This is a genomic window from Microcoleus sp. Z1_B2, assembly GCF_036700325.1.
Taxonomy (GTDB): Bacteria; Cyanobacteriota; Cyanobacteriia; order Cyanobacteriales; family Microcoleaceae; genus Microcoleus.
This window is the reverse complement of the sequence record NZ_JAUBOQ010000055.1, coordinates 14973-36697: the sequence shown is the minus strand read 5'-3', so window position 1 is coordinate 36697 and position 21725 is coordinate 14973. Positions and strand designations below refer to the sequence as shown.

General features: G+C 42.7%; 18 protein-coding genes and 2 pseudogenes. 13 read left to right on the top strand and 7 right to left on the bottom strand.

Annotated features, from left to right (window positions below):
- Positions 1-204 precede the first annotated feature (204 nt).
- From QT984_RS25255 to QT984_RS25245, 3 genes are all read left to right on the top strand, one after another.
- On the top strand, positions 205-1626 hold the full coding sequence (locus QT984_RS25255) for an O-antigen ligase family protein (RefSeq protein WP_333273769.1): 1422 nt from the start codon (positions 205-207) through the stop codon (positions 1624-1626).
- A gap of 267 nt (positions 1627-1893) precedes the next feature.
- Positions 1894-3231 (top strand): flippase, encoded by a 1338-nt coding sequence (locus QT984_RS25250; RefSeq protein WP_333057257.1) that lies wholly within the window; start codon positions 1894-1896, stop codon positions 3229-3231.
- Positions 3228-4424, top strand: a complete 1197-nt coding sequence (locus tag QT984_RS25245) for a hypothetical protein (protein WP_333057258.1) — start codon at positions 3228-3230, stop codon at positions 4422-4424. The genes QT984_RS25250 and QT984_RS25245 overlap by 4 nt, the downstream gene beginning before the upstream one ends.
- A 39-nt stretch (positions 4425-4463) precedes the next feature.
- Here QT984_RS25245 and QT984_RS25240 read toward each other — a convergent pair whose 3' ends face one another.
- Positions 4464-5165, bottom strand: coding sequence for a CatB-related O-acetyltransferase (locus tag QT984_RS25240; RefSeq protein WP_333057259.1), 702 nt, complete (start codon positions 5163-5165; stop codon positions 4464-4466).
- Between the two features lie 13 nt (positions 5166-5178).
- Entirely contained in the window at positions 5179-6123 is a 945-nt protein-coding gene (locus QT984_RS25235; RefSeq protein ID WP_333057260.1) for a glycosyltransferase family 2 protein, read from the bottom strand.
- Between the two features lie 394 nt (positions 6124-6517).
- Between QT984_RS25235 and QT984_RS25230 the strand changes: the two genes are divergently transcribed.
- The 5 genes from QT984_RS25230 to QT984_RS25210 all read left to right on the top strand — a co-directional run bounded on the left by QT984_RS25230 (position 6518) and on the right by QT984_RS25210 (position 11997).
- A complete protein-coding gene (locus QT984_RS25230; RefSeq protein ID WP_333057261.1) occupies positions 6518-7426 on the top strand; it encodes a glycosyltransferase family 2 protein in 909 nt (302 codons plus the stop codon).
- 1 nt (position 7427) lies between these two features.
- Positions 7428-8588 carry a glycosyltransferase family 4 protein gene (locus QT984_RS25225; RefSeq protein ID WP_333057262.1) on the top strand — a complete coding sequence of 387 codons (1161 nt, stop codon included), beginning with the start codon at positions 7428-7430 and terminating at the stop codon, positions 8586-8588.
- A gap of 113 nt (positions 8589-8701) precedes the next feature.
- A complete protein-coding gene (locus tag QT984_RS25220) occupies positions 8702-9931 on the top strand; it encodes a glycosyltransferase (RefSeq protein ID WP_333057263.1) in 1230 nt (409 codons plus the stop codon).
- Positions 9932-9990: 59 nt separating this feature from the next.
- Positions 9991-11073: an NAD-dependent epimerase/dehydratase family protein gene (locus QT984_RS25215; RefSeq protein ID WP_333057264.1), complete on the top strand. Its 1083-nt coding sequence runs from the start codon at positions 9991-9993 to the stop codon at positions 11071-11073.
- Positions 11074-11151: 78 nt separating this feature from the next.
- Entirely contained in the window at positions 11152-11997 is an 846-nt protein-coding gene (locus tag QT984_RS25210) for a WecB/TagA/CpsF family glycosyltransferase (protein WP_333057265.1), read from the top strand.
- Positions 11998-12064: 67 nt separating this feature from the next.
- Here QT984_RS25210 and QT984_RS25205 read toward each other — a convergent pair whose 3' ends face one another.
- A complete protein-coding gene (locus QT984_RS25205) occupies positions 12065-12235 on the bottom strand; it encodes a hypothetical protein (RefSeq protein ID WP_333211145.1) in 171 nt (56 codons plus the stop codon).
- Between the two features lie 97 nt (positions 12236-12332).
- Here QT984_RS25205 and QT984_RS25200 point away from each other — a divergent pair.
- The 4 genes and pseudogenes from QT984_RS25200 to QT984_RS25185 form a co-directional block, all read left to right on the top strand.
- Positions 12333-13369 (top strand): annotated as a pseudogene (locus QT984_RS25200) (IS5 family transposase); the annotation flags it as partial.
- 672 nt (positions 13370-14041) lie between these two features.
- Complete coding sequence (locus QT984_RS25195; RefSeq protein ID WP_006635783.1) at positions 14042-14392, top strand: hypothetical protein; 351 nt, start codon at positions 14042-14044, stop codon at positions 14390-14392.
- Positions 14393-14499: 107 nt separating this feature from the next.
- Positions 14500-16020, top strand: coding sequence for a stress-responsive protein Ycf46 (ycf46, locus tag QT984_RS25190; RefSeq protein WP_333057291.1), 1521 nt, complete (start codon positions 14500-14502; stop codon positions 16018-16020).
- A 130-nt stretch (positions 16021-16150) separates the two neighbouring features.
- Positions 16151-16504 (top strand): DUF1257 domain-containing protein, encoded by a 354-nt coding sequence (locus QT984_RS25185; RefSeq protein WP_006635781.1) that lies wholly within the window; start codon positions 16151-16153, stop codon positions 16502-16504.
- Between the two features lie 170 nt (positions 16505-16674).
- Here the strand turns inward: QT984_RS25185 and QT984_RS25180 are convergent, their stop codons facing one another.
- Both QT984_RS25180 and QT984_RS25175 read right to left on the bottom strand, forming a co-directional pair.
- Complete coding sequence (locus QT984_RS25180) at positions 16675-17013, bottom strand: hypothetical protein (RefSeq protein ID WP_333057267.1); 339 nt, start codon at positions 17011-17013, stop codon at positions 16675-16677.
- A 23-nt stretch (positions 17014-17036) separates the two neighbouring features.
- Complete coding sequence (locus QT984_RS25175; protein WP_333057268.1) at positions 17037-17306, bottom strand: glycosyltransferase; 270 nt, start codon at positions 17304-17306, stop codon at positions 17037-17039.
- A 1125-nt stretch (positions 17307-18431) separates the two neighbouring features.
- On the opposite strand from QT984_RS25175, the pseudogene QT984_RS25170 reads away from it, so the two are divergent.
- Positions 18432-18764 (top strand): annotated as a pseudogene (locus tag QT984_RS25170) (transposase); the annotation flags it as partial.
- Positions 18765-19629: 865 nt separating this feature from the next.
- On the opposite strand, the gene QT984_RS25165 reads toward QT984_RS25170, so the two are convergent.
- Together QT984_RS25165 and QT984_RS25160 are read right to left on the bottom strand one after the other, a co-directional pair.
- Positions 19630-19956, bottom strand: coding sequence for a hypothetical protein (locus tag QT984_RS25165; protein WP_333057269.1), 327 nt, complete (start codon positions 19954-19956; stop codon positions 19630-19632).
- A 173-nt stretch (positions 19957-20129) separates the two neighbouring features.
- Complete coding sequence (locus tag QT984_RS25160) at positions 20130-21554, bottom strand: aspartate ammonia-lyase (RefSeq protein WP_333211168.1); 1425 nt, start codon at positions 21552-21554, stop codon at positions 20130-20132.
- Between the last annotated feature and the right edge of the window lie 171 nt (positions 21555-21725).

Sequence of the window (21725 nt, the reverse complement as noted above, 5' to 3'; positions counted from 1 at the left end):
CACCACCTAATTTTATTGACTATGATTTATATAAGTGTAGCCTTTTTAGTGCTGGGCAAAAAGCTCATTATTTTAAGCGATCGCCGAAAAAACGATGCTGTATTTTTGCTTTATGCCTAATTTATGTGTTAGCGTGGTTGCGGGTTGACGGCTATATTTTATATCTATATAATTTGATATTGTTGGTGATAAAGGAAAGCAATTATGAATCAACCAGTGTCTCTACCCAATATGCTGAGAGAGCTGATTTTAGGTAGTTCTTCATTGACTTTGATGCTACTTGCTATAGTCGGGATGGCAACTATACTATTATTTCAATTTGCCAGCTATAAAAAAATCGGTTTGGCTTTAGAAAAAAGCTTTGCTTGTCTTTATATTTTTATCTCTCCCTTTTTGATACAACCTCCTTTTAATTACTTGCATTTTGTTAATTTGAAAGATCCAGAAGGGGGAATATTAAAACTAATACCTTATTTTTTTTACCCCTGGGTAGTATTAATTTTGATTTCAAGAATCAAAATTTTTATGAGCAATTTTATAGATATTTTTTCCAAAATATTGATAATGAATCCTTTCTTTTTACTTTATATATTACTTCCCTTACTGTCTACATTATGGTCTCTAGTTCCTGAAGAAACGCTAAGAGCAAGCCTAGCTTTCTCAGGATTTACTGCTTTCGGGTTTTACATTGCAGCCCAATATAAATGGGAGGATTTATCTCGTTTCTGGCGCTGGGGATACACGGCAATTGGTTTGGCAAGTTTTGTAATTAAACCCCCTGGAGCAGGCGATTTTGTTGGCTTAACCCAATCTAAAAATTCTTTGGGGGGAGTCTTATCTCTCTGTACGGCATTTTGGTATTTGCATTATTTTCAAGGAGCTAAAACTCAGAAAGATCGCTGGATTGCTTTGGGAATGATGTTTTTTTCATTTTACCTGGTAAGGGCTAATAAATCGAGCGCGGCTCTAGTGATTACAATCCTATTAATAATTGCAGTGTCGTCACTAAACTTTCTACAAAAATTAAGTTTTCAGTGGGCATTTACTGCGATTATATGTTTCCTGGTCGTCAGCATAATTATGACTGTTTTTGTAGTAGACAACCTAGAGGATATTATTGTAGGTGGCTTAGGCAAAGACTTGACTCTAACTGGGCGGACAGAATTCTGGCCGCAGTTAATTGCTGCGGTAAATCAGCGCCCCTGGTTTGGCTACGGATACGATGGATTTTTTCAACAAGATAAGTTAGGATCGGGTACTCCGGCTTATTTTATTTATACTCCTAATGGATTTCAACCGAAAAATCCTCACAATGGCGCGATCGGTATCTTGTTAGCCTTCGGTTGGCCCGGATTAATCTTAATGATGACTTCCTTGCTGCTCAATTTAGCTTACGCAGTTCGGTATTTGAGTCGTAGCACCCTGGAAGAAGCGGGAATACCGATTTGTTTTCTAGTGTCTATTATTATAAGCAACATCACAGAAAGTTATATTATAGAGATAGCAAATCCTTGGCTGAGTTACGCAATGTTGACGGTTCGACTGGCGATAGATAATGCTAACAATAGTTCTAACAGTAGCACCAGTAGCCCTCAAAGGCGTTCTTTAGCTGGCACTGTCCATTGAAGTAAGCATTGGGCGGATCGTGGGTCAATTTGGAGAGCATCTCATATTTGTAAAAACACTTCTTCTGGCTCATTCCTTCTTCCTCTTTCCTCCTGCCTCCTGCCTCGTGCCTCCTGCCTCCAAACTCCAATTTCTAGGTGGGCTGCTTTCATTGAGATGCTCCCTCAAGTTGTGATATGTTGTTATAGGATCAACCAGTCTAATTTTGCGAGATTGCCGACCCTGCCAGAACTGCGTTTGTGTTTTGTAAAGATTTAAAATATTCTGATGCTAGATAAGTTAACTGCGGTCAGTAAAAGGCTCGGCCCTAATCTGCGCCAGGTACTCAGCAACATAGCTTGGCTGTTCACTGACCAAATCTTGCAGATGGGTCTAGGTCTGTTTGTCGGTCTTTGGGTGGCTCGCTATCTTGGTCCGACACAATTTGGATTGCTCAACTACGCGATCGCCTTTGTGTCGCTGTTTAGTTCGGTGGCAACGATGGGGTTGGGTACTCTGGTAGTGAGGAATATCGCTCGCGACCCAGAATGCAAAAATGAGACCCTCGGAACTGCCTTCGGACTGCAATTTACTGGTGGCTGCATCACTTTGTTGTTAACTGTCACCGTGATTGCGCTACTCAAACCCAACGACACTCTGACTCGGTGGCTGGTAGGTATCATCGCAGCCGGAACTATCTTTAATGCTTTTGAGGCTATCAATTTTTGGTTTCAGTCCCAAATCCAGTCAAAATATACAGTGTTGGCTAAAAATTCAGTATGTTTTTTAGTTGCTGCTGTCAGAATTGGGTTAGTAACAATTAAAGCCCCCCTGCTTGCCTTCGCCTGGGTTAGATTGACAGAGGTCGCATTAGTAGGAATCGCTTATGTATATTTTTATCAGCTTACGGGGAATAAAATTAAGGATTGGCACTTCAGTTGGGAAAGGTGTAAGGAACTGCTATCGGAGAGTTGGCCGATAATATTGTCGGGATTGGCCGTTTATGTGTACTCAAAAACAGATCAGATAATGCTCGGTGCGATGAATAAAAATGCTGAACTTGGCTATTATGCTGCCGCTGTTAAAATTTCCGAAATTTGCGATTTCTTGCCGATGATCATATCCGGTTCTATTTTTCCCAAATTAGCGAATTTGAGAAATACAAATTATGAAGAATATCTAAATAAATTTCAAATTTACTCGGATATTATGATATTTTTATGGTTGGGAGTGGCGATACCGATATCATTACTTTCTCCCTGGATAGTGCATCTGCTTTACGGTGAAAACTATGCGAAGTCAGCAGCGGTACTGTCAATCTATGTTTGGGCGCAATTTGGCAGTAACTTTGGAGTAGCACGGAGTACATATTTGAACATAGAAGGTCAGTTGCGCTACGGTCTTTACTTGACTGTAGTCGGATCTATTTTTAATGTAGGGTTGAACTTTTTTCTGATTCCTAAATATGGAGCTTTTGGAGCAACGGCAGCTACTCTGATAACTTATTTTTACGTGATTATATTAGTCAATTTCTTGATTAAGGAATTGCGCCCCTTCGCAAATTTTATCTGGCGTTCGCTTAACTTATACAAGGCAGCTTGTAGAATCCGAGGATTAGTAAAGTGATTCAAATTAAACCTAAAATCGAACAGCGATCGAATTGCCCCTATTGTGGAACAGAACTTAATCCGAAAAATGTTCTGTGGCACGGTATCCACATTGTTCTAGACTCTAAGTGCGAGGGATGCGGCAGCGAGATAATCGACGATTTGAGAGTAGGTCATGGAGTGAAAAACTACATCCAAGTTAATTTAATAAAAGGAGAAATTTTTGCAGCCGAGGATTACAAGAAGGAATGGTTAGGCCAACCATTACTTAATTCACTCCAAAATCCTCAACCGGAAAAACTTGAGATTGTAAAAGAAATTTTTAAACCCTGCAATCGGGTAATTATCTTAAACTGTATCGATCATCTTTATGGTCATTCCCTGCTCAAGTTGCTAAATGCACAAAGGCACTTAGAATGCAACTCGGACTACGGGTTAGTTGTGATAGTTCCTAAGTTTTTAAGGTGGATGGTTCCTGATGAAGTTGCAGAAGTCTGGACCGTACCTATTTCTTTAAAAAATGGTCAGAATTACTATCCCAGCTTCGCCGAGTTTGTTGAAGAAGAAACTAAACGCTTTGATGAAATTTATGTCAGCGAAGCTCATTCTCATCCCAGTCAGTTCGACATCACGCGCTTTACTAGAGTTCCAAAACATAACTTTGAGAACAAAGAAATAAAAATTACTTTTATTTGGCGCGAAGATCGTTTATTAGTTAACCGTTTGCTGTTTCGAGTGCTTAGAAAAATAGATCAAAAAGCAATGTCACTGCCATTGCAAAATTTAAAAATTCAGCAGTTATTTGAGAAGATCAGGTTGCAAGTACCAGAAGCAAAATTTGCAGTAGCTGGTTTGGGGAGAAAAACTAAGTTTCCAGAATGGATTGAAGATTACAGAGTGGATAGTTTTAATGAAAAAGTTGAAAAGGAAATATGCGGTATTTATTCACAAAGCCGCTTAGTAATTGGTCTTCACGGCTCTAATATGTTGCTACCTTCGGCTCATGCTGGTATGACAATTGATTTGATAGATGAGCGTTGGGGGAACTTTGCCCAAGATATTTTATACCAAGAACGTGATCCGAGAATGGCTAGTTTTCGCTATAGATTTTTACCGTATCAGACTAGCAATGAGACACTGGCATTCATAGCGGCTGTGATGGTTCTGAATTGGTCTAAGTTTAAATCCCAGATGACTGCTGATGTTATATAACATCGGGCTAATTAGACCTACTACCGAATCCGCTAGCCTTCAACTATTTTCCGTGTTATAAATATGGATAAATTTGTCAATGTTGTGAAAATCTTTGACATTTTTTCTCAACCATTTTTCATCATTGTCCCACCACTTAAACTTCAGCAGAAAATCAATCTTTTGTTCATCAAACCTATAGCGAATAAGTTTGGCCGGAATTCCTCCATATATAGCATAAGGTGGCACATCTTTTGTGACAACGGCTCCGGCTGCGATAATGGCTCCATCACCAATAGTTACACCATCTACAACAATAACATTTGATCCAATCCAAACATCATTGCCGATATGGACAGTTTTTTCCTCTTCCTCAAAATATTTTTGGTCTACAAAGGTTGTCCCTACTAGCATCTTTGGCGAATAAAATATCGGATGGCTTGAAACAAAATTTCCCACAGGATGTACGCCTAAGCGAATGATGCAGTTTGGCCCTATCGAACAAAAATTGCCGACAACACCATTGAAAATTCGCGTATTATCGCGCACATAAGTGTAAGAACCTATGACAGAACCTTCTATGGCTACACGACTAGACACACTAACATTGTGACTGATAGTTGAATTTGTAACCAAAGCCATATAGTCTTGATAAAAATTATTATATTTAAACTTGTTTTTCCACCAATTGACTAAAAATCGCAGATATTCAGTGATTGGATTTTTGAGTAGAGAACTGAGAAATGTTGAGATTTTAGACATGGTTACTAATTACTTAGTGAAGGTTAAATATTGTGTTCCCACATAGCTTATTTAATTTTTTCTTGATGCGCCTGATTAATGGGGGATGATAATCATAAAATGTATCTTGAGTGAATTGATCCGCTACAAAATTTCGGATCGCGTGGTTGGGATGCTTTAAAGGAAAGGTCATTGCTTCCGTTGGCATATTACTGTATATACTATCTTCTCCTGAAGTATGGGTGGCTTGACTGCCAAATCCAATATTAGAAATTAAATTGTTTTCTGGAATAATAGCAAGTCCATTTTGAACCCAACAAGTAAAAAGCCATCTAAAAAACCAATTGTTGACAGTTCCATCATAGGAAACTTGAAAAGCACTATCCCAAACTTTTACAGATTGAGGATTACCTAATAAATTTTCGAGAAAACCGGCTTCCCGAAGTTGAGGCCATAACTTCATGTCAACATCATAGTATTGCCATGCTCTGCGCCAAGTCGCCCATCCCCAACAGTTACTAAAACGCGAAAAATAGTAACTGTCTTCTGTTCTTTTTCTGCCAAATTGTAAATTTACGCCAGCGATTGACATAATCCGTTTGTCATCTCGATAATGCTCTAATAACTGTTCACAAAAAGGGAAGAAGTTCGGGTGTGGCAAACAGTCATCTTCGAGTATAATTGCTTCTTCTACGGTATTAAATACCCAGTCGAAACCGCTAGAAATGCGATCCCTGCAACCTAAATTAATCTCTGAATAATTTTTCAGAACTTCACAGTCCCAATCGACCCGATCGATAATTGCACGTACAGCGGCGCACTTTTCATCTTCCCCAGGTTTGTTGGCACGAGGGCCGTCAGCTATTACTAACAGCTTAGGGGGTTTAACTTGTCGAATCGCCTCGAAGACTTTTTCAGTAGTATCCACTCGATTGAAGACCACAAAAACAATGGGACTTTTTGTATGATAATGTGGCATTTAAACTGTTCAACTCCTACGAGTATAAATATTTTTGCTTAGTACAACTCATCAATATTATGAATGTGCTAGGAAGTTTGCAGGCTTCGCTTGTTAACTTAAGTTCTAAATTCCAATTTATCACCAAAAAGTTCGCGGGTCAACTATAATACAGCAATAGTTTACCCAGACAGACTTCTAGGACTGACGCTCTTAAACTCTAAAACCTTGATACCCCCACCCCGTTGCCCAAGTGGGGAACTCTTAAAGCCCCATTGTGAAAAGGGGGGGGGAGCGACTGCGTAAGCCATACTTTCATTTTTGTAGCGACGGTTGCAACCGCCGAGCGAGTGGTAAAATAAAACACTGTTACTTTTAGCCTTACCTATCGTTAAAAGCAGCAAAATTGGGAATAATGAACCGTACTAAAATCGCCGCCCTTTTAACTTGCTTCAACCGCAAAGAGAAAACATTAGCTTGCTTAGATGCTCTTTTTAAGCAGGCACTTCCAGCCGATGTTGATATTTTAGCCTATCTAGTCGATGACGCCAGTACCGATGGCACCAGCGAGGCCGTTCGTCAAATCTATCCTCAAGTCAATATTTTTTCCGGCGATGGTAACTTATTTTGGAACGGGGGAATGCGTGGGGCTTTTACCGAAGCAATGAAAGATGATCCCGACTACTACCTATGGTTAAATGATGACACTCTTATTTATCGAGACACCGTAAGTGTATTGCTAGAAACAACTCAAAAATTATCAGAAAAAGGAGAAACAAAAGCCATCATTGGCGGTTCTACCTGCGACCCCGAAACGGGTCAAACAACATACGGAGGTGTGGTGCGAAATAACCCTTTGCACCCCTTCCGATATGGTATCCTCGAACCAACAAAAGAGCCTCAGATGTGCGATACTATGCACGGCAACTGCGTATTAATTCCCCGCAGTGTTGTGCAAAAGGTCGGCAACCTCGATCCGGCTTTTGTCCATTATATTGGCGATTGGGATTATGGTTTACGAGCCAGACAGAAAGGATGTACAGTTTGGATTTCTCCTGGCTATTTAGGCACTTGTTCTCTCAACCCCCAAGTGATCAAAACGGCTGCTGATAATTTAAGTGAAGGATTGGATAAAATGAGCAAACCGAAAGGTTTATCATTCAAAGATACTACCCTGCAACCGGCTCAAGAGTGGAAAGTATTTACTCAGCGGCATGGTGGCTGGTTGTGGCCAATTTATTGGCTGCTACCTTATCGCAGGTTAGTTTGGCTTTCAGTGTTGAGTAAACTGGGATTGACTAAAAACAAAACTCAAGGTGAATAGGATGGTTGATAGAAATGAACTCCGCATTGCTTGGCTTGTCCCGGAAGTGGAACTGGGAGCTTACTGGCAGCCTGTTTTGAGGGAATTTACGAAATTTTTTAAGAATACTGTATTTTATACTGGTCGTGTTTGGTCTGGGTTCGATCCGACCCTGCCGGGAGCATCGGCAATTCAGTTGGTAGGGGAGACTAAATTTGTCGAGACGGAAAAGATAGAAACAGGATACGATCGCGGATTCATTGTAGTATCGCCTAGTATTATCGGCTATTTGCTAAAATTTAGACCTCATGTGGTCTTTCCCCAAGCTTTCTCTTTGTGGACTGTAATTGTTGCGTTTTTAAAACCGCTACTGAGGTGGAAAGTTGCAATTATTTACGATGGTAGTTCCCCAAATACAGACTTTCGAGATTCCAGTTTTAGGACATTTGTGCGCCGCATCATTGTGCGGTTTGCCGATGCTTTTGTTGCCAATAGCAATGCGGGTAAAAAATATCTGATGGAAGTTCTCAACGTACCGGAGGATAAAATTTTTACCCGAACCTATCTGGTACCTGATGCGGGTGCTTTGCTGAAACGATTGGATCAGACTCAGCCCCAAAACTTGCAGTTGAAACGCCCGATTTTTCTGTATGTAGGGCGCATCACGGCTAGAAAGGGAATTAAAACGCTTTTAGAAGCTTGCGCTATTCTTAAAAATCAAGGTTATGTTGATTATTCGCTGTTGATTATTGGCAAGGGAGATCAGCGGGAAGAACTGGAAGCATTTATTAAACAGTGCGATTTTGAAGAGCAAGTAACGTGGGCGGGATGGGTAGAATATGGAAATTTAGGTGCTTATTTTCAGCAAGCTGATATTTTTGTGTTTCCTACTTTTGAGGATGTCTGGGGTATGGTTGTACCCGAAGCGATGGTTTTGGGAAAACCAGTCTTGTGTTCAAATGGTGCAGCTTCCTGTGAGTTAATTATGTCAGGCGAGAACGGTTATATTTTCGACCCTAGCAGTGTTCAAGAATTAGCGGAGAAAATGCAAGTTTTTCTAGATCATCCTGATTTGATTGAGTCGATGGGAGAGCGTTCACGACAGATAATTTCTCAAAAAACGCCAGAAACAGCAGCTAAAGCTTACGTCGAAGTTACATCTTTTTTGATGGAGAATAGGTAAAGCAAGTTCGGCAAAGGATTTTTTAAAGGATTTAACGGAGGGATGGAAGAGGAAAGAGGGAAAAATTACCAATTACCAATTACCAATTACCAATTACCAATTACCACTTAGCCATGAAAGTTTTATTATCTGCGTTTGCTTGCGAACCGAATCTCGGCTCCGAAGAGGGAGTAGGATGGAATACTGTTATCCAATCTGCTAAACATCACGAAAGTTGGGTATTTACTCGCACGTTTTGTCGATCGTACATTGAAGCAGAACTAGAGCGGAACCCAGTGCCCAACCTGCACTTTGTTTATTTTGATCCGTTTGGGTGGAGCGAAGATTGGAAGGGGAAACAAGGATTGCTGCAACTTCACTACTATCTGTGGCAAATCTGGGCATATTTTATCGCTCGGAAGCTCGATCGCGAAATTGGTTTTGACATAGTACATCACGTGACTTATGTCAAACATTGGTCTCCCAGTTTCCTGGCGCTGTTGCCGCATCCTTTTATTTGGGGGCCTGTGGGGGGTGCAGAAGCAGCACCAAAGCCTTTTTGGCAAGATTTTAGTCGCCGGGGGAAAATTTACGAAACGCTGCGGGCATTGGCTCAAAGCGTAGGAGAACGCGATCCGTTTGTGGGTCTGACGGCGCGCCGCAGTGCCGTGGCACTGGCGACTACGGAAGAAACCGCAGCCCGACTGCGATTTCTTAAAGCAAAAAACGTGAAGATTTTCTCGCAAGTCGGTTTATCGCAGCAGGAAATTCAAGAACTAGAGAAATTTCCTACCCCGCCGGAGCAACCAATTAGATTCATCAGTGTTGGTCGTCTCTTACATTGGAAAGGGGTGCACTTGGGACTCCGTGCATTTGCGGAGGCGAAGCTGGAACAATCGGAATACTGGATTGTGGGAGACGGCCCGGAAAGGCAGCGTTTGGAAGCTTTGGCAACAGAATTGGGACTGGCAAATAAAGTATTTTTTTGGGGAACTTTATCTCGCAGTGAAACTCTTTCTAAAATGGGGGAGTCTCACGTTCTCCTCCATCCGAGTTTGCATGACTCTGGCGGATTTGTCTGCACGGAAATGATGGGGGTTGGTCGTCCGACGATTTGTTTGGATTTGGGGGGTCCGGCTACTCAAGTAACGGCTCAAACGGGGATTAAAGTGGCTGCTACTGACCCAGATCGCACTGTGCAAGGTCTAGCAGAAGCTATAGTGTGTTTAGCCCAAGATCGTGAATTGCGAGATCGCTTGGGTCGATCGGGTCAAACGCGCGTCAGGGAAATCTATGATTGGAATATCAAAGGTAAATTCTTTGCCCAATTGTGCGAAGATGTATTCGATGGAAAATCAGGATAACTTCTGATGGGTTCGATCGAGCAAAACAAAGAAAACTATATTTTTTCAGGCGGTGAAACGTGGGCGTTGCAATCATTACTGGCTCGGCGGGTTTAATTGGTTCTGAGGCGTGTAAGTTCTTTGCCAAACAAGGCTTAGATATCGTTGGCATCGACAATAATATGCGCCAGTTCTTTTTTGGTGCTGATGGTTCTACAAACTGGAACCGCCAACTGCTCGAAAAGTCTTTGGGTACCAAGTATTATCACTTAGATGTGGACATTCGCGACTATGAAGCGATTACCAATATCTTTCAGCGGTACGGCGAGTCGATCGAATTAGTAATTCACACAGCAGCCCAACCCAGCCATGATTGGGCTTCCCGTGCTCCGAAAATAGACTTTACCGTCAATGCCAACGGCACTCTCAATCTTCTAGAAGTAACTCGCTTGTACTGTCCTAAAGCGGTTTTCATTTTCACTTCTACCAATAAAGTATACGGCGATACGCCTAACAGTTTGCCTTTAATTGAATTAGAACACAGGTGGGAAATTGAACCTGGCCATACTTACGAAACCGGCATTCGGGAAGATATGTCAATCGATCAGTGCCTGCACAGTTTGTTTGGTGCTTCTAAGGTAGCTGCTGACGTTTTAGTCCAAGAATACGGTCGATATTTTAATATGAACACCGCTTGTTTTCGCGGTGGCTGTTTGACTGGCCCAAATCACTCAGGAGCTCAATTGCACGGCTTCCTCGCCTACTTGATGAAGTGTGCAGTCACGGGAACTCCTTACACGGTGTTTGGCTACAAAGGCAAGCAAGTTCGCGACAACATTCATAGCGCTGATTTAATTTCGGCATTTTATGAATTTTATAAAGCTCCCCAAAGCGCCCAAGTTTATAATACAGGAGGAGGCAGGTACAGCAATTGTTCAATGTTAGAAGCGATCCAGATGTGCGAGGCAATTGCGGAACGCAAGTTTAATTGGACTTATGCTGAAGGGAATCGCATTGGCGATCACATTTGGTGGATTAGCGACAATTCCAAATTTTCCAGTCACTATCCCAACTGGAAAATGAAATATAACGTTAAACAAATCCTACAGGAGATTTATGAATGTAACCGCGATCGTTGGCTGAAAGAGGATTCCAATGATTGAGCGGGGCAAAAATAATGTGCTGGGAATTTCGGTAAACGATTGAAAAATACAACGTTAAACAAATCTTAGGGGAGATTTATGAGTGTAACTGCGAGCGTTGACTTAAAGAGGTGCTCCATGATTGATAAAGGCAAAAAGAATGTACTGGGCATATTAGTAAATGCCGTTAATTATGAAGCGGCTGTTAGCAAAATTATTGCGGCAGCCAGCGCCGGAAAACCAATGTCAGTTTCTGCTCTCGCGGTTCACGGGGTAATGACTGGGGTTCTCGACAGCACTCATCGTTATCGGATTAATCACATGGACTTAGTATTGCCAGACGGACAGCCGGTCAGGTGGGCGTTAAATTGGCTCTACCATACGGAATTGCCCGATCGAGTTTGCGGGCCGAATGCGATGTTACAAATCTGCGAACGTGCGGCAGAAGAAGGATTACCTATCTATTTGTACGGATCTCAAGCTTCTGTACTGGAAGCTTTATCTCACAATCTCTGCCAGCGTTTTCCCAAGTTAATTATTGCTGGAACTCAGCCTTCTAAATTTAGGCACGTTTCGCCCCAAGAGAAACAAGAAATTGCACAGCAAATTCGCAACAGCGGTGCAGCAATTACCTTTGTCGGCTTGGGGTGTCCCCGGCAAGAAGTCTGGGCTTACGAATACCGGGACGACTTATCAATGCCGTTGATTGCTGTAGGTGCTGCTTACGATTTTCATGCGGGTAATTTGGCTAAATCTCCTGACTTTTTATCTAAAATAGGTTTGGAATGGCTGTTTCGGATGATGAAGGAACCTCGGCGGCTTTGGCAGCGGTATGTTTTTTTGAATCCACTTTATATCTGGTTGTTTTTGCTACAAGCTTTGAAAATCAAACAGTTCGACCCCACAGACGCCACGCCGCCTGTAGAAGAAGTATTATATGGTTGAAATTTAAACGTTTCTGGTGAATTATGGGCGATCGCAAGTAAAAGCTAAAAAAGCAAACACATCGTAACTAATCGTTTTGAGGTGCAAGTGCGATCGCCTGTTCAAAAAAACTTCTATCAAATCCGCTGACATCGGAATTATAGTGGGAGGTTAAGAGTTCGCTATCCAAATCGCGAGTTCTTAACATCCCACTGAGATGATCTGAATATATTAGGGCTTGCTGAATAATCGATCGCATATTGCGTGGCGAAAGGTTTCGATCGCGCGAGCGAGAGTAAAGTCGCCGTGATAAACAGGTAAAATAGGTCAAAACCCGTGCATAGCCACCTGCGATCATGTACAGAAAAGCTGAGCTTGCTCCCCTCCAACCCTTAGACTTTGAACTAACCAACGGATGTAAATTGTCAGCCCTCAACCGTTGGGTAAAAATGGCCCAAATAATCCCGTGGGATGAATTTGAATCAGAATATGCGGCTAACTTCCCGACAGCGCATGGTGCACCAGCCAAATCTTTTCGGATGGCGTTGGGAGTATTAATCATTAAAAAAAAACTGGGAATTAGCGATCGTCCAAGAGTAGAACAGATTAGGGAAAACCCCTATCTACAATACTTTATTGGTCAATCAAGCTACAGTAACGAGCTACCCTTTGACCCCTCTCTATTAGTTCATTTTCGGCAACGAATTAGCCAGAATCTAATTAATAAACTTAACGAACGAATGGTTGAAAAAATCCGCTCCATCACCCCAGTTAAACCATAAAAAAAAAGGATTCGGACGCCAAAAATGAGTCACCCAATCGCGGAAAATTAATCATAGATGCTACCTGTGCCCCAGCCGACATTACCTATCCGACCGACTTAGGACTATTAAACAAAGCCAGAGTTCATACCGAAAAAATTATAGACATCCTGTATAAACAGATCAAATATCAAACCAGTAAAAAACCAACAACCTACCGTAATCTAGCAAGAAAAGACTACTTAGCAGTAGCTAAACAAAGACAGCCCACCCGAAACAAAAGAAAACAGGCACTAAAAAAACAGCTCCAATATATTAAAAGAAATCTACCTCATATTCAACAGCTAATCGATGCAGGTGCGACCATAGAATGCCTGAACAAAAAGCAATATAAAACCTTGCTAGTCCTTACAGATGTCTATCGCCAACAGCAATGGTTATTTGATAATAATAAACAGAGTATTGAGGATAGAATAGTAAGTTTAAGCCAACCCCACATCCGTCCGATAGTCAGAGGAAAAGCCGGAAAAAGCGTAGAGAGGCGAGCCAAACTATCAGCTAGTTGCTTTGAAGGGTATGTATTCTTAGATCGGATGAGCTGGGATAATTTTAACGAATCAGGAGACTTAAAACAATAGTTCGGACAGTTTTTGGCCCAATGGCTTATGCTCGCTTGACTTTGAGCCACTGTGGATAATTAAATCAATGTCAGCTCCACCCCTGACTTACATTTAATTCGACTTTTTTATGCTCCTTGCCCCGCGTAAGCTTGTAGTATAGTTCCAAAAACTGTCCGGACTATTGTTAAAGAATTTGGAGATAATTATGTAATTAATTTTGCTTGACTACTTAATTTTCATAAAAAATATAAATTAAAGTTAAAAAAGTTAGACTAAAAAAAGTTTGATGGCTTTGATTTTTGAAAAATACCAGTAATATCATCACATCTGCGGAATGTGGGTTTTAGCTTAACTTGTCAGTAATGACGGCGCACTCATGAGCGGGCTGGGCACTGATGGCGCACCTTACCCCAGATGGCGACTCAAAGAATTTGTTGGCCCTACTCCTATATATCTATTGTTCATATTTATAGTTGGTCGATCGTCCTTGACGCTACCCATACCTGCCGCTGCACCTCGGCCTCATCAGCTACACCCCTAACTTTTTCGTTGTTAACAGCCCCAGAGTTACCTCAAATGTAACGAAATATTACAAGATGACGCTAAAGCAGCATAGAGGCTTGACAGCAAAGAATTAAGCGGCTAATCTGATATACATACCCGGGTAAGTCAATTCACTGTCCTATGCAAGAAAAGCAAAAAGTTACATTGTATCTTCCACCAGAACTGCATCGCCAGCTCAAAATCCGAGCCGCAGTCGAAACTGAACCGATGTCATCAATTGCAGAAAGGGCAATTGTCTTCTACCTAGGAAATCCCGAACTGGTTGACGAAGTAGAAGCCTCCTACGGACAAACCCATCGGGTATACAACTGTCCAGAATGCACGGGTTCAGTAGTAATGCGAGATGGAGAACTGGCATCCGTAACAAGTCAGCCGAGCGTATTGGCTGAACAGGATCTTCCAGTAAAGCAGGTGTCGGGCGTCAGTGCCAGCACGGCAAAACCGGGAGAGGAAGAATTGGTTCCCTGCTAAGAATGCCTTGCTTCCCCAAAAAGCTAAAACTGAACATTTCAGTAAGAGGGCTAATGGCAGCATTGAGATTCAGCAAAGATAGCACCGTCTCTAGTGGGTCGAGGAATATGCAAGAAGAGATCAGTATTCTAATCCAAGCTCAATATCCTCTGATCTACCTCGTGACATCCGAGGAAGAGCGGTGTGAGCAAGCAATTTCGACAATAGCTCAAGCAAAACCACAGCGACGAGTATTTATCTGGACTGTAACTCACGGCATTGTGGAGTATGGTCAACCCCGCACCACCACCCAACACAACACCGTCTCGCCAGAGGCAGCAATTGAATGGGTGATCAGGCAGCGAGAACCCAACAGTAACGCTAGCATCTACATTTTCAAAGATTTGCATCCTTTTATAGATTCTCCTCCGGTAACGAGGTGGTTGCGCGATGCGATCGCCCACTTCAAAGGAACGCAAAAGACAATTATACTGATGTCTCCTTTGCAGCAAATTCCGATCGAGCTAGAAAAGGAAGTAGTGGTATTAGACTTCGCGTTGCCAGACATGAAGGAACTAAACCAAGTATTGTCTGGTCAGTTGGAACAAACGAAATCGCGACGCATTACCACAGAAGGGCGAGAAAAACTTTTAAAAGCAGCCTTGGGATTGACCAAGGACGAAGCTGAAAAAGTTTATCGCAAAGCTCAAGTTTCGACTGGGCGCCTCACAGAAGAAGAAGTAGACATAGTTCTTTCGGAGAAAAAGCAATTAATTCGGCGCAACGGCATTCTAGAGTTCATTGAAGAAGACGAAACCCTGGATGCAGTCGGCGGCTTAGAAGAGCTGAAGCGGTGGCTGAGACAGCGTTCCAACGCCTTTACAGAAAGGGCGAGAGAATACGGTCTGCCCCAACCAAAAGGGATGTTAATTCTCGGCGTACCGGGATGCGGGAAATCGCTGATTGCCAAGACCACCTCCCGCCTCTGGGGACTGCCCCTGCTGAGGCTAGATATGGGTAGAGTCTACGACGGCTCGATGGTGGGTCGATCGGAAGCCAACCTCCGCAATGCCCTCAAAACCGCAGAATCCATCTCTCCAGCCCTCCTCTTCATCGACGAACTAGACAAAGCGTTTGCAGGAGGCACTGGTTCGGCCGACTCAGACGGAGGCACCTCCAGCCGGATTTTCGGTTCGTTCCTCACTTGGATGCAAGAAAAGACTTCCCCAGTCTTCGTAATGGCAACAGCCAACCGAATCGAGCGGTTGCCGGGAGAATTCTTGAGGAAAGGCAGATTCGACGAACTCTTCTTTGTTGATCTGCCTACCAAAGAAGAACGCCAAGATATATTTAAGATTCACCTGTCAAAGCGCCGTCGGGAAATTACTCGCTTCGATTTAGAGCAACTTTCCAATGTTTCCGAGGGCTTTTCAGGTGCAGAGATTGAGCAAGCGCTAGTAGCCGCAATGTACGAAGCCTTCGCTCAAGATCGAGAGTTTACGCAGCTAGACATCATCGCGGCCATTAAATCCACAATGCCACTGTCTAAAACAATGACCGAACAGGTCACCGCCCTGCGAGATTGGGCTAGACAGCGTGCACGGCCCGCTGCGTCTTCCGTCGCTGAATATCAGCGAATGGAATTTTAAAAGCTTTCTCCTGGTCCAAACAGGAGCAAAGGCTAGCAACAGCTAGCAGTTCGATTCAAGAGCCGCCAAGCGGCACCGTTAAATCCAGACCGTTGTTGTTTCTCTCTCAGTTTTATTAGGAGGAAATCCAATGTCTCACTTTAGCACACTGCGTACCAAAATCACCGATGCCGAAATCCTGAAAGCTTCCCTGCGCGACTTGGGCATTTCAGTCAAGTCAGAAGCTGATGTTCGTGGCTATAACGGTCAGCGCGTTCGCTCCGACATCGTGGCGATTCTGGAAGGCGAATATGACCTGGGTTGGTCTCGCAATAGCGATGGTTCTTTTGACCTGATTGCCGACCTCTGGGGCGTCGCCAAAAAGCACAATCAAACTGAGTTAATCAACTCCATCAACCAGAAGTACGCAGTCAACAAGACCTTGGCAGCAGTCAAGCAGCGCGGTTTGCAAAATGCCAACGTTAAGCTGGTAGTGCAAAACTAATTGAACTGCATATTTCCAAGCTCGCGGGTTAACCAAACAAACGGGTTAACCCGTTTTTAGATCGCTAGGAGGTAGAGGGGGGTCTTTGGGCCGCCACATACTTTTTTAGCACTCCCAAGCAGCAGCTTTCAACCTGAAAGCTGCTGCTTTATCCTTTAATGGTCGGCTTCCTAATGCTTAGGACAATCGTCGATCGTTTGTTGAGAAATTTCAAGTATTCGATCGACTTTGCGTTCCCAATCAAAAGGCTGCCGGACTCGTTCCCGTCCCGCACAACCCATACTCTGCCGCAATTCTGGTGACTGAGCGAGCTTGAGCATCGCATCTGTCAGTCCCTTGACAAAGCCTTCTCTGGAAGCGGGTTCTACTAAAATACCGCAAGTGGAATTCAGATAAGGATCGCGAATTAAATAATTTACACTCTTGAAAGTGGGGAGTAGGGGATGGGCTGATAGCCCGCCCTTTCTGGACGGGCTATAAGAGCCCATCCCACAAGAACCATCACGCATTGTAAGTTATTTAATTCTCATTCCTAATCTGCCGGGCCGCCCCAGTTCGTTGCTATGACGGGCAAGCCCACTGCCATTGCCTCCATCACCACTGCCGGGCCGCATTCCCGCACACTGGGGAAAACCATTGCATGAGCTTGTTGCATTTTGAGGGCGCACTCCCCCTGAGACAGCCAGCCACTAAATACAACGCTGCTGTCGATGCCTAAGCGAGCTGTTTGAGCTTCGAGTTCCCCTCGGATTTGCCCATCACCGATGATTTCCAACCCACATTCGGCACTCTCAACTGGCACATAGGCGGATTGAGGGGGGAAATTTGATACTCCCCACCGATGAATCGGGGGGATTCTTGATTAAGACCACAAAGGGACTTTCAAAGGCGTTATCAATGCACCTCTACCCACTCAGCGATTGCACAAATCCAAGCCTTGCGTATATTTTGTTTGTTTGTTTATGCTTTCAGAGTCCATCACAACGCCAGATAGGTACGCTCAATAATTCACTATTGCTTGTTTGGTCAGGCTACAGTCAAGCTGAGACGAACCAAAGAAAGGAGTTTCACCTTATTAAATTATTTCAACACGTGGATGGTTATTCTTAATCACGTTATAATTATACCGCTTTGTATTAATACCAATTCACTATGAAGGTACACGCTCATGTAGGCTAAAAGTAGAGGAGATGCAATATGGGCAACAAATTTAAGGTAGAAATCCCGGAAACGGTTGAGGAACTAGAGCATCGACTCGAACGGGCTATAACCGCAGTAAGTAAAGAAAAATTACTGCTATTATACTGAATTGCCACCAAAAAAATCAAAACAAGAGAAGAATTAGCCACGATGCACCGATCGAGACGAATCAACAATATATCGTTGGTTAAGAGCTTACAAATAAGGTGGAATTACCTCATTACTCACAGTAAAAAAAAGCTCCCGGTAAGACTCCACATATACCGCCCGAAGTTAGATAAAAATTAATCAAAAAACTGCAAGAGCCAGAGGGGGAAACAAGTTATGGCAAATTACAGATATGGCTAGAAAAAGAATGCGGAATCAAAGTGAGCTATAAAGTCGTACATGACCTAGTTCATTATAAATTAAAATATTACCTCTCTCGTCCCAAGACCCCAAAGCAATAAGGTGAACGAAGTTGCACAGACAAACTTTTAAAAAAAAAACTGTGGGAGATTATCAAAGTAATGATTAAATATTTCGGAACAGGACAGCCTGTAAGGATATGGTGTCAGGACGAGAGTAGATTTGGATTGATTACTATGCAGGGCATGATGATTACATTGAAGGGGATAAAACCAGTCGGAAAAAAGCAATGGAAGCGAGGAAAATTCTATGTGTATGGAGTTGTATAGCCATAACAGGTGAACTATATTATCAATAATTTTCTCAGCTCAATCACAACTGCTTTCAAGAGTTTTTACATAAATTTGCTGAAAAATACTCAGACTATTTCAATCTAATTATCATGGATAATGGTAGCTTTCATAAAGCTCTCTTATTAGACTGGCATGACCATGTAATGCCAATATATTTACCTGCCTATAGTCCTGAATTGAATCCGATTGAAAGATTGTGGGAACATACAAAAAAAGACCTCAAGTGGGAAAATTATTCGAGTTTAGATAAACTCAAAGAACAGGTAGATATAATTATCAAATCTCTCACGAATGAAGAAGTTTTATCTCTCTGTGGTTGGGACTATATCCTTGAAGCTATATTAAGTGCAGGTTCATAGTGAATTGATATTAGTGAGAAAAACATTATCATTCTCGAAAAAGCTATAAAATCAGATCGGGGCAATCTGGAACGTCATCCACGAATATAACCAACAAGTCAGAAAAAAAATGGGGATTGCATAACAATATCGATTGTTTTTCTCTGTCCTTTACAAAAAAAAATACCAAAATATGTTCGATATTGTTGCCAATATTCCAAGGCGACTAAGACATCTTCTTCGAGAGTTAGGATGGTGCGAAGTCCTCTTCTGTCTTTATTATTTTCTACAGCAAAGTTCACCCTTGGCGTTAACTATTGCTTTGAGGGTTTGAATGTTGATACCAAATCAACGTGGAAATTGACAAGATTGCAAATTTATATAAGATTGATTTTTCGTGATTTACTTATTGTGTAATGACAACAGAACTTTCTAGCATCTTATCCTGTCTATGGCAAGACAAGAGTGAAAATAAGTTACGAGTTGGGATTCAATTAACTCAAGCAAAATGTTTCATTATATCATAAAATTATTTTACAATAGGTCTAAGCTGTTGGGCATCTAAATTGTATTTTTGGGGCGGGCTAAGAGTGCCAAACCCTACTCCCCACAAGACTTTTTTTAAATTTGACTATACAATTTAAATGCACTGGGAGCATCTCATATTTGTAAAAACACTTCTTCTGGGTCCTTCCTTCTTCCTCTTCCCTCTTCCCTCCTGCCTCAAAACTCCTGCCTCAAAACTCCAATTTCTAGCGGAGGCCTGCTTTCATTGAGATGCTCCCAATGCACTTCAGCTTAAGCTCAATGTAACGCAGGCACGGAACACCCTAACCAGGGTGATATGCGCCTGCGTTATCAAGAATCATCTCAATACAAATGAACCCTAACTATTCATCGGCAATCTACCAGATGCAGCCCGCTGCATGGTACTAACTCGCAGCGAGTTAGAGAATATTCCTTGACCTTGCAGTTCAGGGATAGCAGGTTTTACTTCTACTTTTACCACCCTGGCTGTGCAGATAAAAACCGTTTGATCGGCTAAATGGAAAGTCAACCAAGGTTGATTTAACAAATTCAGCAGTTCTTCTTGTAGTTCTTGTGCAGGTATCGGAATAGTGAAAGTTTCAGCCTGACCTTCCACATAATGAAATGTCACTTGAGTTGTGTTCTCTTTATCTTGAGTTAATTTGGCAAAAGAACCGGCGCGCATAAATTTTGCTCCCCAACTTTAGACTATAAAAAAAATCAGAATTAAATCTAAAAAATTTGAATTCTGAATTGTTTAACTTTAACCTGTGACAGGGCTGAGGCAGAACTCAGAAGACTGAAGGCAGAATTAAATCGAGTTCAGCCTTCTAGTTTATAGCTGATTCCTGCGATCGCCTATACGTTAGCAGAAGATGTTGGCATCGCACTCATTTTCTCTAAATCTAGAACTTTTGCCAAGTCTTCTGCACTCATTAAACCCCTTTCTAGCACAATTTGCCGCAAAGATTTGCCGGTTTCTAGAGATTCTTTGGCGACAGCGGCGGCGTTGAGATAGCCGATGTGAGTGTTGAGGGCGGTAACGAGGGCGAGACTGCCTTCTGCGTAGGCGAGACATCGATCGCCCTTAGCTTCAATTTTGGCGAGGCATTGTGTAGTCAAAGCGCTGATGGTATTGCCCAAAATTTCGATGCTGTGAATGAGATTGTAGGCAATCAGGGGCATCATCACGTTCAATTCTAATTGTCCCGCTTGGGCGGCAAGGGCGATCGCGCTATCGTAACCCATAACTTGAAAACAAACCATCGATGTCATTTCTGCCATCACAGGGTTGTATTTTCCCGGCATAATTGACGAACCAGGTTGCACAGGAGGCAGTTGAATTTCTTTCAAACCCGTTTTCGGCCCGGAGTCCATCAAACGCAAGTCATGGGACATTTTAACGCAATCCTGAGCGAGATTTCGCAGTGCACCGGAGACATTTACAAACGGTGCCATACTCTGCATAGCAGCCATTAAATGCTTTGCTGGTTTCAGGGGGTGGTCAATTAATTCGGAGAGAATTTCAGCAACTTTTTGACAGTATTCAGGATGAGTATTTAACCCGGTTCCTGCCGCACTTCCCCCCAATCCCAGGGATGTCAAATCATCGGATGCCCTGTCAATTCTCAAGGTATGTTCTTTCAGAATTTGCGCCCAAGCGCCGAAGGTGTCGCCGAGTCGAACCGGCACAGCATCTTGCAGGTGAGTGCGGCCGGATTTAACAATATCTTTGAATTCTTCGGCTTTGTTTTCTAGGGCGACTACGGCATCCGACAAAGCCGGAAACAGAGTTTTTTCTAACGCCAACAATCCGCCAATCCGAATCGCCGTCGGAATCACATCATTTGTCGATTGACCGTAGTTTACATGATCGTTAGGACTAACGCGCTTGTAATTGCCTTTTTCATCGCCCATAATTTCCAAAGCGCGATTTGAAAGAACTTCATTAACGTTCATGTGGTGAGAAGTTCCGGCGCCGGCTTGGTAGACATCAACTACAAATTGATCGCGCAATTTGCCAGCTAGGATTTCATCTGCTGCTTGGACAATTGCTTGACTGATGTCTTGGGGAATGCAGCCTAGTTCACCATTGGCGATCGCCGTTGCTTTTTTAATTAAAACACAAGCATCAACGTATGTTGATAAAGGCTTAATGCCGCTAATCGGGAAATTTTCAATAGCCCTTAGAGTTTGGATGCCATAATAGACATTAGATGGGATTTGTTTGTCTCCCATCGAGTCGCTTTCGGTGCGATAGGTTGCGGTTGGCTTTTGAGTCATATCGTCTGGTTTGTGAGAATTAGGAATTGGGATTTTTTTTAAGAATGCTGACTGCCACTGCTGTTTTACCGCGTCGGCGGACTCAGTAAAATACAAGTCAATCGATTTTCGATTTTCGATTTTCGATTTTCGATTAAAGAATTGAAGCATTGACCCCACGGATAAACTGGG